Origin of the sequence: Pedobacter petrophilus (assembly GCF_009674725.1) — a bacterium.
GTDB classification, from domain to species: domain Bacteria; phylum Bacteroidota; class Bacteroidia; order Sphingobacteriales; family Sphingobacteriaceae; genus Pedobacter; species Pedobacter petrophilus.
On the sequence record NZ_WKKH01000012.1, the window covers coordinates 91,412 to 105,571 of the forward strand.

Below are 14,160 nucleotides of genomic sequence, written 5' to 3' on the forward strand. Positions count from 1 at the left end.
TTTGTGCGGAAAGTTTTACGGCTGATTTTATTGTGCTAAATAAATATCGAGCAAGCCTTCTGGTAAATCAACCGTCAAAATTTTTCCTTCATCATCAATCTCTACAATAAAATCTTCATTTAAAGGAAAAAGAATTTCTGTTTCCTTATACAAAACCCTTGCGATAAATTGCTGAGGATATTCGTTTACTTCGATAATTTCACCAAGCTCACCCAGCGTTTCATCAACCGCTATAAAGCCTTTCAAATCAGTATAGAAAAATTCACTTTCATCACGCTCTGGTTTTTGGCTTAACGGCAGATACAGTTTCTTTTTTAGAAGCGGCTGTGCTTTATCAATATGATCAACATCATCAAAATTGAAGTAGCCTGTTTTATTGACCTGCAATTTCGACTCTGCAACAAAGTAGGGCACAAGCTTCCCATTCATATCAGCAAAAACCACATCAAATTCAAGCTTTTCATAATCATCAAACTCAAAAAATATCTGAACTTCTCCTTTTAAACCCCGGGTTTTGGTAACGTAACCTACGTAAAATGCTTCTTCGTGTTTCATAAAACCCCTAATATTCAGCCGTCACCCTGAATTTATTTCAGGGTCTTAATCATCAAAAAGATGCTGAAATAAATTCAGCATGACGAATTATATGTATCAAAATCTCTTTTAAATAAAAATAGCGCTCCGAAACCGAAACGCTATTTTTGAATCAAAATAATTAAAATTATTCTGCTCCTTCTTCTTTAGTTGCTTCTGCTGCAGGTGCTTCTTCAGTTGCTTCAGCTTCAACAGCTGGAGCTTCTTCTTCAACAACTTCTTCTGCAACTGGTGCATTTTTAGCTGCAATTACTGCTGCCCTGTCTTCTTTTTTCTTAGCCTCTGCTGCTAATGCTGCTTTACGCACATCTGCTTTAGAAGTAGCTAAACCTTCTGTTTTACCAGAGATTTTACCAGCTTTAGCATCAACCCAAGCAGTGAATTTTTCGTCAGCTTGTTCTTGTGTTAAAGCACCTTTTTTAACACCACCTTCCAAGTGTTTTTTGTATAAAACGCCTTTGTAAGATAGAATAGCACGAGCTGTATCAGTTGGTTGTGCACCACTGTTAACCCAAGCTAAAGTTTTTTCGAAGTTAATTTCGATAGTAGCAGGATTGGTGTTTGGGTTATAAGAACCTAAACGCTCAATGAATTTACCATCACGTGGAGAGCGGGAATCTGCTACCACAACATGGAAAAAAGGCTTTCCTTTTTTACCGAATCTTTGCAATCTGATTTTAGTTGCCATTGTTTTTCGTATTTATGTATTCAACATAGTTCCCGGAGCTACATACTGCGGGGCTGCAAAGATAACTAAAATACTGTAAATTAAAAACATAGTTTAATTTCTTTATTTTCAGGAGATTTGCTCAAAACATTAGCAGATCCCAAATGGAAAAAATAGCGATAGACATGGATGAGGTAATTGCCGACGCGGTTGGCAAATTCATTAAGCTTTATAACAGAGATTACAACGTTCCTTTAAATTTAAAAATTGATGCCGGAAACGAAATATATCACCATGTTCCTCAAGATGTAAATCAAAAATGGTTCGAATATATTAATGAACCAGGCTTTTTTCGCGATTTAGAAGTGATACCAGATAGCCCGCGTGTAATTAAGGCCTTGCAAGAGAAATATGATGTGTATATTGTTTCTGCTGCAATGGAGTTTAGAAATTCTCTGGTAGATAAATACGATTGGATGGCCGAGCATTTTCCGTTCATCGATTGGCAACACATCATGTTCTGCGGAAATAAAATTGTGAGTACTGATATCATGATTGACGACCGAACTAAAAACTTTGTCAATTTTGTGGGCAGACCTTTACTATTTACCTCACCTCACAACCTGCTTATTACCGAATACGAACGTGTAAATACCTGGGAAGAAGTTGCTGGCTTATTACTTTAGCTACCAACTGACTGCACTACAGCGAAATATTTAGTTATAAAGGCGTTGTCAACTTTCTAGCCAAGCGGCTATTTAAGTTGACAACACCTAAAATCTATCCTTTAAAAATTAAATTCTCCAACTAAATTTCCGCCTTTATCTGCAGAGGTTAAGGGTAAAACGATCACTTTTCGCTGCTGCTTACCTATTGCATAATTTGTGTAAATTTCTGCTGTTACAGTTGTTGGTCCGCTGATATTGATCTGCCGATCTCCGTAATAATTCACTTCAATTTTATATTTGCCTTTAATGGCTTTCTTCACCATAAATTGTTCCGGGCCATAACCAGCAGTAAAGTCATTGCTTATTCTACCTCCAATTTGAGTTTTTGCATTGCCATAATAACCTTTTTCTCCTGCTGGGTCAGTTAACCACAAATCGATATCCGTATCGTTTTTGTTCCAGTTCAGCACCACTCTGATGTCAACGGGTAAAGGTTGAATCAATCTTTTATCAATATTTCTGGTATTTAATTTTGCCCCGTGTCTGGAAATAAGGTTATTGATTTCAGAAATGATAATTTCCTCAATGCCCTGATCGCGATCTGCTATTTGGGTATTATAACTTTGCGTTAAAACTTTATATAGTTGATCCAAAGACTTTTGATACTGACCATCATCAGCCAGTGCCAAAGCATAATCCCGATAACTTTGTGCATCCATTGGCCGCCATTGTAAAATCTTTTCCGTCACAAAAATCTCTGATGCATAATTTCCGGTTTGCTTCAATTTATAAGCTAAAGTTTTATATAAATCGGCATTTTCCAAATCCAGATCAGCAATATTGCTTAAAATAGTTAATGCCCTTACACTATCCTTTTGCTGATAAAACCAATTGGCTACATCAAAATAATACATTGTTGTACTGATATAATCCGGACGCATCTTTAGATAAGCCAGATAAGCACTATCGGGTTTTCCAACCAGGATTTTCATATAATCCTGATCACTTTTAAACTCTGGGATAACAATGGTTGGCTGAGCTGGCGCAACAACCCTTTTTACGTTTGATTGATTAATACTTAAACCAGCAGCTCGTCCCTGCAATGGTTCGCTTGCCCTACTTACTTCCCGAAGCACAAGGGTCGTCGCGCTTGCGGTTTCCATTCTTTTAGTTTGTGCTCCGTAACCTACAACCACCACATCATTTAAGGCTTCGCCGCTAATCATATCCAGATTATCAATCTGATTTGCCTTTGTTCTTACTGGTGGAGGCGGCAATGCAACTGATCTTGAAGGTGCACTTGCCGGATTTCCACTAACTGGATTGTTTACAAGAGGTACCGGATAATCTTCCTTCTTTTTCATTGGTGCTTTATACGAAAAATCAGTATTCCACCAGGTTTTTAACTGTTTGGTCATTTCAACTGCTGCATTTAACAAATCTGTTTTTTTCTCCTGAAGATCAATTCTCCTTTGTTTCAAAGCAGCCTCATAGTCCTGCCGTAATTCAACGGGCGGAATGATATCATACCGCAAATAATCAGCTAAATTTTCCAATACGATTAAACTGGTATTTCTGGTTACAATGCCAAATTGTTTACTCAGGCCGCTAATATCTTCCTTGTTTGCTTCATACTGAATATCCATTTCTGCAATTTTCTTTTGCGCCCAAACACGGCTGATATCAATGCTGCTTAAAGCATGCTCGGTTGCATTTAAGCGAATAGTTTGTTCTGAAACAACCGTGGAGCCATAGCCAAACTGCAATATAAACTCGGTATTTAAGCCATTTAATATCCCCGCAACGGATAAATGTCCATTCACATTTACGTGCATGGAGGGATAGGTTTGGCGAATATCTGAACCGTTTTTAATCCCTATAAATTGCAGATTCTCCTGATTCAATTGTTTAAATGCATCGGAAATGGAGCTGGCATTCAGGTTTACGAATTGTCCGCCTGTTTTCAAACTGATGTATTTTAAAGTGCTATAATCAGCTTTTAATGCTGAATTGATGCAATGAACCGGCTTATCCAGCGAAACGGTATTCTTGCCAAAAGTTGATAGCCCGTCACTGAAAAAAATATATTCATCCGCCCGGAAAGACTGCGAATTAATGGCACTGAAATTTGTGCCGCCATCATAAACTATTTTCTCCAACTTATCCTTTAAGGCAGACCAATTTCCATTGACAATATTAAAAGTTCCGCCAGTTTTAAAGCCATTATTCAATAATCCCAATTGAATGCTAAGGTTTTGTTTTTGCTTAACAAGCAGATCTAAAAGTTCAATCTCTTTCTTTCTATCACGCTGCAAGCCACTTAAAGAACAATCCCAGATTAAGCCAATTTGATTAGACCATTGTCTTGCCCTGCTTTGAGATTCAGGAAAAACATTCACCAGAAAATAATAGCCATTAGATGCTTTTTGCATTTGAACTTCAGGTAAATCACTGCGCTTGGGCAGGTTTATGGTTAAGCCATTTTTTGGTTGATAATTCGTTTTATTAACCTCACCTATGTATGTGTTTCCATGAGCTTTTAAATTAAAAGCTCCATCAGGCTGTTCAGCTAATTCCGGCTTTATGATACTTTCATAAACCGTGGTTTTTAACGAAAATTTTTCAATAGGCTGATTGTAATCCAGGGGCAAATGGTATTTTAAAATATTTCCGTTATAAAAGCCTAATTCTTCTTCATAACCTACAATTATTGTTCTTTCTCCATTTGCAGGCAATGGGTAAATTCTGGTTCTAAAATTATTTCCTTCTACCTTTTCTAATAAACCCGGATCTACTCTCCGGCGTTCGATACTTTCGAAAACTTCAGTTGCTTTTGCTTTTTCTACCGGAACAGCCTCTCGCATTTTGCCATTAATGTCTAATGCATAACGACTGATGCTTACACCTTCCGGCATTGGAAAGGTTAGTTCTCCCTCCAAAATCCGATTACTGCTGTTATGGAAGGTCATGGTCATTACCGTAGTGGCAATATTTCCTGTAATCTGCACATCAATACTTAGTTTCTGAAGCTTAACGGCTTGTTTTTGCTCATTTGTTTGGGCTTGCTGAACCTTTAAGACAGGCATTTGTGCTTGTGCATAAAAAAATAAGCAGAGCAATTGGAGAAGAAGGAAAGTTTTAGATGGTCTCATCACTTTAGGTTTTATATAGTGATGCAAAAATTTAAATAATTACATAAATATATTTTATACCACTGACCAGTTTTATGTAAATAGCTATTAGCTATTTAAAAAATACTTTTGAGGCATTTAAAAAATTCAAAATCGTGTGCCTGAATTATCGTTCTTATAGGCTTAATATATGTTTTTAAAAAAATTGTAACATTTTACATGTGTGCTATTCTAATATTAAAAAAACAAACTATGTTAGTAACCACAACGCCTACAGTTGAGGGCAGAAAAATTATAAAATATATTGGCCTTGTTACGGGAGAAACCATTATCGGGGCAAATATTTTTAAAGATTTATTTGCCGGCATTACCGATATTGTTGGCGGAAGATCAAGCTCTTATGAACGCGTGTTAAGAGAGGGTAAAGACACCGCAGTAAATGAGATGCAACAATATGCTGCTGCTCTAGGTGCCAATGCAATTGTTGGTGTAGACTTAGATTATGAAACAGTTGGCAGCGGCGGAAGCATGTTAATGGTAAGCGCCAATGGAACTGCTGTTATTTTAGCAGATTAAGATATTGCTTATTGCGAAACTAAGCAAAACAAGAAAGTCTTTCCGGTGCGGGAAAGACTTTTCTTTTTTCTGTTAATGGTGATTAGAAAGATAAAATATCAATCAATTTTAGCCACTTTGAACTTACTTTTTCTGCATCAATATGTTTAATTGCATGGTCAAATGGCGTAAACACAACTTCCCTGTTCACTTGTCCTGCCATTACACTTCGTTCTCCGTTAATTAAACCTTCAACTGCAGCAACGCCCAATTGGCTGGCTAATACACGATCCATGCAGGTTGGTTTTCCACCGCGTTGAATATGTCCTAAAACTGAAACTTTTGTATCGTAGTGTGGGTATTTAGCCTGAAGAATTTCACCAACTTTAAAAGCGCCACCATTTTCGTCACCTTCGGCAACAATAATTATTTTCGATGACTTATCTTTCCGGCTATGTTCCAATTTATGCAAAATATCATCTGCATTCATATTTGCTTCAGGAATCATGATCGCTTCAGCACCCACGCCAATCCCGCTTCGTAGCGCAATTAAACCAGAATCGCGTCCCATTACTTCAACAATAAAAAGCCTGTCGTGAGATTCTGCCGTGTCCCTGATCCGGTCTACGGCATCAATAACCGTGTTAATTGCAGAATCATAACCAATGGTGAAATCAGTACCTGCCAGGTCATTGTCAATCGTTCCTGGTAAACCAACAATTGGAAAATCAAATTCTTTAGCAAAAACATTTGCTCCGGTAAAGGTTCCATCTCCACCAATCACAACTAATGCGTCAATTCCTCTTTCTTTCAGGTTCTGATAGGCTGTTTTTCTTCCTTCAACAGTTCTGAAAGCTTCGCTGCGAGCAGTTTTTAAAATGGTTCCTCCGCGTTGTATAATGTTGGCAACAGATTTTCTATCCATCGGAATAAAATCATTATTGATCAACCCTTCATAACCCCTGATAAAACCTGTTACTTCTATATCATAATAAATTGCAGCCCTTATCACAGCCCTTATTGCGGCATTCATACCTGGCGAATCGCCGCCAGAAGTTAAAACACCTATATTCTTTATCTTACTCATTTGTTTTTGTTCTGGAAAGCTGCCTTTCCGCTGTCTAAAAATTTAATGTAGTTTTCAGGATTATAATCGGCTCCCTGAGGCGGTACTAAAACATTTCCATCACCATCAACAATGACGTATTGTGGCTGGGAATTGCTGTTAAATGTTGCCGCCTGAAAATCGCTCCATTTTTTACCAATGGTGTTAATCTTCTTTTTACTAAAGGTAGAAACATAATGTTCTTCAACAGGCAGCTCTGTTTTATCATCAACCACCAGTTCTGCCATTACAAAATCATTCTTTAATCTTTTTGCAACTTCAGTATCAGACCAGACATTGTTCTCCATTTTCCGGCAATTTACACAGTTCCATCCAGTAAAATCGATTAAAACAGGTTTACCTAATTCTTTCGATGCCTGTTTGGCCTGTTCAAAATCATAATAAGGATCAAATCCTTTTGGCGTCAAGCGATGAAAAAGCTCTGCATACTTCTTCACTTTAATGGATGTTTTCGCACTCGCCGCTGGTTGTGCCGCGGTTAAGTTGTTTAAATCAAAATCCTGCGTTGCCGTTGGAGGTAAAAATGCACTGATCGATTTTAACGGTGCACCCCACATTCCTGGTATTAAATAAATTACCCACGCAAATACTACAATTGCTAAAAATGTTCGTGGTACAGATAGATAAGGTAAATCACTATCATGAGAAAACTTAATTTTCCCTAATAAATAAATACCCATCAAAGCAAAAATAGCGATCCAGATGGCCAGGAAAATTTCCCTGTCCAGCAAGTTCCAATGGTAAGCTAAATCTACATTAGATAAAAATTTAAATGCGAAAGCAAGTTCAATAAAACCCAACACTACTTTTACACTGTTTAACCAGCCACCAGATTTAGGCAGTGATTTTAATAACGACGGGAATAAGGCAAATAAAGCAAACGGAATGGCTAATGCGAACGAAAAACCGAACATACCAACCGCCGGACCTAAACGATCTCCTTTCGACGCCGCATCTACCAATAAAGTTCCGATAAGCGGACCCGTACAAGAGAATGAAACCAACGCTAAGCTAAAGGCCATAAAGAATATGCCCATTAATCCGCCTTTATCGGATTTCGCATCAATTTTATTTACGAATGCACTTGGCAAAGTAATTTCGAAGGCGCCTAAGAAAGAAGCACCAAAAACCACAAGCATGAGGAAGAAAAATGCATTAAATATGCCATTTGTAGAAAGGGCATTTAAAGCATCTGATCCAAAAGCAATGGTAACCAGCATCCCTAAGGCTACATATATAACAATAATAGAAATACCATAAATTACTGCCTGGCCCACCGCCTTACTTTTACTACCTGCCTTTTTAGTAAAGAAACTAACGGTTAATGGCAGCATTGGAAAAATACAAGGCATTAAGATCGCTGCGAAGCCAAAAAGTAATCCTTTGATAAAGGTTTGCCAAAGCGTTAGTTTATCGGCATCACTCTTACTCGTGGTAACGGCAGAAACAGCCGTTTTTAGGGTATCCGTTTTTACCGAATCTTTTACAATTTCATTTGCCGCGCTGTCTTGTGCCGAGCCTACCTCGGTAAAGACTACATCGTCTGGCGGTGCCGTTGCCGTCGTATCCTGAGTTACGGCATAACTTTTAATGGCTGGCAATGCGATAAACATCGTGGCCATTAGAATTAATACTAAAACCTTTTTCATTTGTGTGTTTGTGTGTTTAAGGCGTGAAATTAAGCATAATTTTATAAACGAAAAGTTTAATTGGCCCTACACCATATAGATTTTACTTTAAAAAGAAACAGTCCCGAAAATTCGGGACTGTGTATGTAAATATTTTATTATCAGCTATTTAACCGGGATACTGAATTCGATCTCCTCCGGTGGAAGACATTGCCTGTCATTACAAACCATAAACTCTACCTTGCCTTTAACTGTTGATGTAGCTTTATTTAGTTTTATTTTTTGTTGGAAAATCACTGATTTTTCAAAATAACTTACGTTCATTTTGAAGGTATCTTCATATTTTACTATTGCTTTTGGCTCAACCGTTTTTCCAACCAATGCAAAATCTTTAGATGGAGAGAATGTAAATGTGGTTTTTACAGGTCCGCCATCTTTTACATTTTGAGAATAGATATGCCACCTGTCTTCGATGGTTGCTTTTAAATAAAGAACAGCTTCTGTTTTGCTAACTTTCTTTGCAGCGTAAGACCAGGTTACTGGTTTCTCAATTTGTGCGAACGCGCCTGCAATGGTAAATAATACCAAAGATAGCGCAAGGGTGATTTTTTTCATTGTGTGTTTATTTTTGTGTGTATAAATTCTATTTCTTTGAAATTGAAAGCTTGCTGCCCGTTATGGGTTTCTACTAATAACCTGCCGCCGTCTTCTATTCCGGTAATGGTACCTTCAAAAACCTTTCCATTATAAAGGTATGATGCCTTAACACCAAGATTGTATAATCGCTTAAGGTAATCTTTTTGTAAAATATCATAGTTGCCTGATTTCAATATCAGATAATATTTTTCCATAAAGATGGAGATTTTCTCCAAAATGTCTATCAAATCAGTTTCCTTTTGTAAAATCTGTGCCAGGGAAGTGGCTTTATTACTAATGCTTTCCGGGAAATTTACCTGGTTAATGTTCAGGCCGATGCCAATAACAGATGATTTGATTGTAGCACCTGTCAGTGTATTTTCAATTAGTATTCCGCCTATTTTCTTATTAAGATAGTATATATCATTGGGCCATTTGATCTTGAATCCATTCTTCGTAAATTGACCTAAGCCTTCGCCTGCAGCTAAACTAACCGCCATATTTAAATAAAACTGCTTACTTAGGGGTAAAAATACAGGTTTGAGATACAAACTCATACTGATGTTTTTACCTGGCTCGGTGTACCATATACCTTGCTGCTGTCCTCTTCCAGAAAATTGATTGTCTGCCATAATTACAGTACCCTCTGCTACTGGCTCGGATTTTGACAACATATCCTTTAAAAAGTTGTTAGTAGAATCAACCTCTTTTAATTTGATTAAATTTTGACCAACAAATAGTGTCGAAAAAGTGTTATTTTGCAAGGGTTGAATTTATAATATTGTAATTCCAAAAATAAAGCATTTTAATGGTAAAAAAGAAAATAGTAGCCCTTTCTACTTACCTTTCTGAGTTAGCTGTACAAGGCATACAAGAGAAAAAAGGAGAAGATATCGTGCGGTTAGATCTTAGAAATATTCATACATCAGTAGCAGATTATTTTATTGTAGCAAGTGCAAATTCTGGCACTCAGGTAAAAGCAATTGCAGATAGTGTAGAAAAAGAGATATATAAGGCCACCCAGGCCGATCCAAGACATAAAGAAGGGCAGGAATCTGCTGATTGGATTATTCTTGATTATTTTGACGTGGTTGTGCACATTTTTAAAACTGAAAAGCGCCACTTTTATGGCATAGAAGAATTGTGGGGAGATGCTGAAAGTACCAATTACCAAAGCGCTTAACCTCTAAAACCATTTTGAACAAGACAAATGAACGATAATCAAAATACGAACGACAGTAAAAAACCGGGAAAAAGAATTCCAAACATCCCAAAGAAACCACAAAAAGGACCAAAGTTTAACGTTTTCTGGATTTATGCAGCGATCATTATTGCTGTTATTGCAGCTCAGCTATTGTTCTCCAGTGATGGTGGTAAAAAAGTAGACTATCCGGAGTTTGAAAGCAAAATGCTTTTGACAGGAGATGTAGAGCGGCTGGTTGCTTTTAGATCAGAAGATTTAGTTAAGGTTGAGGTTTATATTAAACCGGAAGCTTTAAAAAATAAACCGGAATATAAAAAATATAAGAGTACAGGAACATTTTCGGCAGTAAACACTGGTCCTACGGTATATTTTAACGCAGGGACAATGGATGGTTTAGATAAGCAACTTGCAGAATCTCAGAAAAACCTTCCTGTTGGTCAAAAACCAATTTTGGCAGAAAAAGATAGCCGCACTAATCCATTCCTTGGGTTATTGGTTAACATCGGTCTTCCACTGTTACTTTTAATTGGTTTCTGGATTTTTATGATGCGCCGCATGGGCGGTGGTGGAGCTGGCGGAGGTCAGATTTTCAGCATTGGTAAATCTAAAGCTACGTTGTTTGATAAAGAAAGCCAGGTAAACATTACATTTAATGATGTAGCCGGACTGGAAGAGGCAAAACAAGAGGTAATGGAGATTGTAGATTTCCTAAAAAACCCTAAAAAATATACTAACCTTGGTGGTAAAATTCCTAAAGGAGCATTATTAGTTGGCTCTCCAGGTACCGGTAAAACTTTATTGGCAAAAGCTGTAGCCGGCGAAGCACAGGTACCCTTCTTCTCTTTATCGGGTTCAGATTTCGTAGAGATGTTTGTAGGTGTTGGTGCATCACGTGTGAGAGATTTGTTTAAGCAAGCTAAAGACAAGGCACCATGTATCATCTTTATTGATGAGGTTGATGCGATTGGCCGTGCGCGTGGCAAAAACAGTGTAATGGGTGGTAATGATGAGCGTGAAAATACATTAAACCAATTGTTAGTAGAAATGGATGGATTTGGAACAGATTCAGGAATTATCATTCTTGCTGCAACAAACCGCCCTGATGTTTTGGATTCGGCATTATTACGTCCGGGTCGTTTTGATAGACAAATTTCTATTGACAAGCCAGATTTAGTTGGCCGTGAGCATATTTTCAATGTTCACTTAAAACCAATCAAAACAGCTGAAGAAGTTGATGCTAAAAAATTATCAGCTCAAACACCAGGTTTTGCTGGTGCTGAAATTGCAAATGTTTGTAATGAGGCCGCGCTTATCGCAGCACGTAAAAACAAAGAGCAAGTTGATATGCAAGATTTCCAGGATGCAATCGACCGTGTGATTGGTGGTTTAGAGAAGAAAAATAAAATCATCTCTCCAGAAGAAAAACGAATCGTTGCTTATCACGAAGCTGGCCATGCCATTGCAGGTTGGTTCCTTGAACATGCAGATCCATTGGTTAAAGTATCGATCGTTCCTCGCGGTGTTGCTGCATTAGGTTATGCGCAATATTTACCAAAAGAGCAATTTTTATACACTACTGAGCAATTGATTGATGGAATGTGTATGACCATGGGAGGCCGTGTTGCAGAAGATATTACTTTTGGTAAGATTTCAACTGGTGCACAGAATGATTTAGAACGCATTACCAAGCTTGGATATGCCATGGTAAGTATTTATGGCATGAATGAGGCTGTGGGAAATGTTTCTTTTCACGATCCTCAAAATGAATACAATTTTAACAAGCCATATTCTGAAAAAACTTCAGAACTGATCGATGTTGAGGTGCGCAAATTAATTGGTGATGTTTATATCAAAACCAAACAATTGCTTATTGACAAACAAGATGGTTTGGAAAAACTGGCGCAAAAGTTATTGGAAAAAGAAATTTTATTCCAGGCTGATCTGGAAGAAATTTTAGGTAAACGCCCGTTTGATACCCGTACCACTTATGATGAGTTTGTAAACGGCACCGGAGATCAAAGTCCGGCTGCAGAAGGATTAATTCATGATGGTGTAAGTGATACAGATATCAATAAAGAAGTAAACGGATTAAATCCTGCCTCAGATAAAGCCTAGTATTGTGATGCGTTAAATTGCATATAAACACAATTATACATATGTTTGAACCCTTGAGCCTTGAAAAGTTTAAGGGTTCATTTTTTTTATCCCAATGAAAGATAATACGACAGCGAAAGAGCAGATCTTAAAAAAAATAAGAAAAGCGCTCTTAGAGAAGCGTGAAAACCCATATCCAAACTTAGAGGACAGTTCGTTATACAAGAAAAATACGGAAGAGCTCGAAGTTTTATTTGCAGAACAACTTACGGCGATATCTGGTAACTTTATTTTTTGTGAAGATGGGATCGACTTTTTTGAAAATATGCTGCAACTGGCTGATCGTTTTAAATGGCGTAAAATCTATTGCTGGGAACCTGAGCTCCAGGATTTTTTAGCAAAATATGAATTTCCATTTTATCAGACTGACAAGGATTTTGAACAGGCAGAAGTCGGCATTACACTCTGCGAAGCACTAATTGCCCGCAATGGAAGTGTGATGGTAAGTAATCGGGGTGCCGCCGGAAGAAGGCTAAGTATTTTTCCACACCACCACATTGTAATTGCAAAAACCAGTCAGTTGGTTTTAGACCTTAAAGATGGTTTTCAGTTATTAAAAAATAAATACGGGAATCAGATTCCATCGATGATCAGTAACATTACTGGCCCAAGCAGAACAGCAGACATCGAAAAAACATTGGTTTTAGGCGCCCACGGGCCGAAAGAGCTTTTTGTATTTATGATTGATGATTTGAGTTGATTACCATTCGTAATAGGCTTGGAAGCTTACCCATGTATGCCATCGTTCAAACTCGCTTACTGTATTAAATTCAGGTGACCGTCCAACAGCCATAGCAGATAACCTTAGTGCCTGTCTTCCGCAGGTAGGTATTTTGGTTCCAAAACCTAAATTCCAATCGAGAGTGGCTTTATTTAGTTGTTTAAAGGTTAAAGTATAGGGACTATCATTAAACTGCCCCATTAAGAGGGCATTGTAAAGCCAGCCATTACCTTTAATTCCACCTAAAATAAATAACTCAAAAAGATTTTTCTTAGAAGGAACAAAATTTGTCCCATTGGCTATTGGGAGATTATTGATTCCCCAATTTATACCATCCAGCCAGCCAATTCTAGTATTAAACCCCACACCACTGCTCACATAATAACCTAAACGAAGTTCTGCATTAGTACTTAGCTGGAAGTATCTCCGCATATTTCCTTTACCTACCAATAACCAGTCTTTCTTTCCAGAAACTAATAATGTTGGTTCTCCGCCGTCAGAAATTTGGTCCTCCCAGCCATATGGAATCGGTGATGTATTACCAAACCAATGATCACGATGGATAGTAGTTTGAACAGCCTTTGAAACATTTAAACCTACAGCGCCAATATTAATTCCAACGGTTGTTAATTCATTTCCAGAATTACTTAATAAACTTAAACTCGTTCCAATAAAGTTTAAACTGGCAAAGGGCCTGTCGTTTTTACGTTTATATTCACTTTCATGATCATGCAAATTTCCTAGATAATCCGGCGTAAATGTGGTATTCGCCAGCAAAATTGTCGCGTCAGATATCCCTTTAACATTTGATTTTCCCAAGATGGAACTGGCCAGAAATCTGTGTGGAGCATAGACCCATCCTTTTTCTCCCATTTCTGCATGTTGAAAAATTAAAGCAGCACCCATGGTATAATTTCGATCCTGATTGAGATTAGGATTAATAAACTTTAAAAAGTAGTCTTGGTCAAGCAGTAAACCTGCTCGATGAATCTGTGTTCCAGATTCCTGAGCACTTATGCGAAGTATCGGAATAATGACCAAAAGGAAAATAAATAAAGCATTTTTCATTAGAGAGC

At 37.6% G+C, this 14,160-nt stretch carries 13 protein-coding genes; 5 read left to right on the forward strand and 8 right to left on the reverse strand.

Features of this window, described 5'->3' with window-relative positions:
- Positions 1-27 precede the first annotated feature (27 nt).
- Positions 28-555 (reverse strand): ribosome maturation factor RimM, encoded by a 528-nt coding sequence (gene rimM, locus GJU39_RS10005; protein ID WP_154280652.1) that lies wholly within the window; start codon positions 553-555, stop codon positions 28-30.
- A gap of 166 nt (positions 556-721) precedes the next feature.
- Positions 722-1,282 carry a 30S ribosomal protein S16 gene (locus GJU39_RS10010; RefSeq protein WP_154280653.1) on the reverse strand — a complete coding sequence of 187 codons (561 nt, stop codon included), beginning with the start codon at positions 1,280-1,282 and terminating at the stop codon, positions 722-724.
- A gap of 143 nt (positions 1,283-1,425) precedes the next feature.
- Between GJU39_RS10010 and GJU39_RS10015 the strand changes: the two genes are divergently transcribed.
- Positions 1,426-1,947 (forward strand): 5' nucleotidase, NT5C type, encoded by a 522-nt coding sequence (locus tag GJU39_RS10015; RefSeq protein ID WP_167515672.1) that lies wholly within the window; start codon positions 1,426-1,428, stop codon positions 1,945-1,947.
- Positions 1,948-2,048: 101 nt separating this feature from the next.
- Here the strand turns inward: GJU39_RS10015 and GJU39_RS10020 are convergent, their stop codons facing one another.
- The gene (locus tag GJU39_RS10020) at positions 2,049-5,081 is read right to left on the reverse strand and encodes a VIT domain-containing protein (protein ID WP_154280654.1); all 3,033 of its coding nucleotides are present in this window, start codon (positions 5,079-5,081) and stop codon (positions 2,049-2,051) included.
- A gap of 231 nt (positions 5,082-5,312) precedes the next feature.
- Here GJU39_RS10020 and GJU39_RS10025 point away from each other — a divergent pair, with 231 nt between their 5' ends.
- Entirely contained in the window at positions 5,313-5,636 is a 324-nt protein-coding gene (locus GJU39_RS10025) for a heavy metal-binding domain-containing protein (RefSeq protein WP_090497467.1), read from the forward strand.
- Between the two features lie 82 nt (positions 5,637-5,718).
- Here GJU39_RS10025 and pfkA read toward each other — a convergent pair whose 3' ends face one another.
- The 4 genes from pfkA to GJU39_RS10045 all read right to left on the reverse strand — a co-directional run bounded on the left by pfkA (position 5,719) and on the right by GJU39_RS10045 (position 9,769).
- Positions 5,719-6,702, reverse strand: a complete 984-nt coding sequence (pfkA, locus tag GJU39_RS10030) for a 6-phosphofructokinase (protein ID WP_154280655.1) — start codon at positions 6,700-6,702, stop codon at positions 5,719-5,721.
- Complete coding sequence (locus GJU39_RS10035; protein WP_154280656.1) at positions 6,699-8,390, reverse strand: protein-disulfide reductase DsbD family protein; 1,692 nt, start codon at positions 8,388-8,390, stop codon at positions 6,699-6,701. The genes pfkA and GJU39_RS10035 overlap by 4 nt, the downstream gene beginning before the upstream one ends.
- 144 nt (positions 8,391-8,534) lie before the next feature.
- Positions 8,535-8,984 carry a protein-disulfide reductase DsbD domain-containing protein gene (locus GJU39_RS10040; protein ID WP_154280657.1) on the reverse strand — a complete coding sequence of 150 codons (450 nt, stop codon included), beginning with the start codon at positions 8,982-8,984 and terminating at the stop codon, positions 8,535-8,537.
- Entirely contained in the window at positions 8,981-9,769 is a 789-nt protein-coding gene (locus GJU39_RS10045) for a biotin--[acetyl-CoA-carboxylase] ligase (RefSeq protein ID WP_154280658.1), read from the reverse strand. Before GJU39_RS10045 ends, GJU39_RS10040 begins: the two co-directional genes overlap by 4 nt.
- Before the next feature lie 44 nt (positions 9,770-9,813).
- On the opposite strand from GJU39_RS10045, the gene rsfS reads away from it, so the two are divergent.
- The 3 genes from rsfS to GJU39_RS10060 all read left to right on the forward strand — a co-directional run bounded on the left by rsfS (position 9,814) and on the right by GJU39_RS10060 (position 13,063).
- Complete coding sequence (gene rsfS, locus GJU39_RS10050; RefSeq protein ID WP_029281534.1) at positions 9,814-10,188, forward strand: ribosome silencing factor; 375 nt, start codon at positions 9,814-9,816, stop codon at positions 10,186-10,188.
- A 27-nt stretch (positions 10,189-10,215) separates the two neighbouring features.
- The gene (gene ftsH / locus GJU39_RS10055) at positions 10,216-12,324 is read left to right on the forward strand and encodes an ATP-dependent zinc metalloprotease FtsH (RefSeq protein WP_154280659.1); all 2,109 of its coding nucleotides are present in this window, start codon (positions 10,216-10,218) and stop codon (positions 12,322-12,324) included.
- Positions 12,325-12,418: 94 nt separating this feature from the next.
- Positions 12,419-13,063 carry a LutC/YkgG family protein gene (locus tag GJU39_RS10060; protein ID WP_154280660.1) on the forward strand — a complete coding sequence of 215 codons (645 nt, stop codon included), beginning with the start codon at positions 12,419-12,421 and terminating at the stop codon, positions 13,061-13,063.
- Here GJU39_RS10060 and GJU39_RS10065 read toward each other — a convergent pair whose 3' ends face one another.
- Positions 13,064-14,152 carry a lipid A-modifier LpxR family protein gene (locus tag GJU39_RS10065; protein WP_154280661.1) on the reverse strand — a complete coding sequence of 363 codons (1,089 nt, stop codon included), beginning with the start codon at positions 14,150-14,152 and terminating at the stop codon, positions 13,064-13,066.
- Positions 14,153-14,160 lie beyond the last annotated feature (8 nt).

Excerpts from the sequence above, each read along its gene's own strand:
- rimM (WP_154280652.1), bottom strand. The coding sequence starts at position 555 with ATGAAACACGAAGAAGCATTTTACGTAGGTTACGTTACCAAAACCCGG.
- GJU39_RS10010 (WP_154280653.1), bottom strand. The coding sequence starts at position 1,282 with ATGGCAACTAAAATCAGATTGCAAAGATTCGGTAAAAAAGGAAAGCCT.
- GJU39_RS10015 (WP_167515672.1), top strand. The coding sequence starts at position 1,426 with ATGGAAAAAATAGCGATAGACATGGATGAGGTAATTGCCGACGCGGTT.
- GJU39_RS10020 (WP_154280654.1), bottom strand. The coding sequence starts at position 5,081 with ATGAGACCATCTAAAACTTTCCTTCTTCTCCAATTGCTCTGCTTATTT.
- GJU39_RS10025 (WP_090497467.1), top strand. The coding sequence starts at position 5,313 with ATGTTAGTAACCACAACGCCTACAGTTGAGGGCAGAAAAATTATAAAA.
- pfkA (WP_154280655.1), bottom strand. The coding sequence starts at position 6,702 with ATGAGTAAGATAAAGAATATAGGTGTTTTAACTTCTGGCGGCGATTCG.
- GJU39_RS10035 (WP_154280656.1), bottom strand. The coding sequence starts at position 8,390 with ATGAAAAAGGTTTTAGTATTAATTCTAATGGCCACGATGTTTATCGCA.
- GJU39_RS10040 (WP_154280657.1), bottom strand. The coding sequence starts at position 8,984 with ATGAAAAAAATCACCCTTGCGCTATCTTTGGTATTATTTACCATTGCA.
- rsfS (WP_029281534.1), top strand. The coding sequence starts at position 9,814 with ATGGTAAAAAAGAAAATAGTAGCCCTTTCTACTTACCTTTCTGAGTTA.
- ftsH (WP_154280659.1), top strand. The coding sequence starts at position 10,216 with ATGAACGATAATCAAAATACGAACGACAGTAAAAAACCGGGAAAAAGA.
- GJU39_RS10060 (WP_154280660.1), top strand. The coding sequence starts at position 12,419 with ATGAAAGATAATACGACAGCGAAAGAGCAGATCTTAAAAAAAATAAGA.
- GJU39_RS10065 (WP_154280661.1), bottom strand. The coding sequence starts at position 14,152 with ATGAAAAATGCTTTATTTATTTTCCTTTTGGTCATTATTCCGATACTT.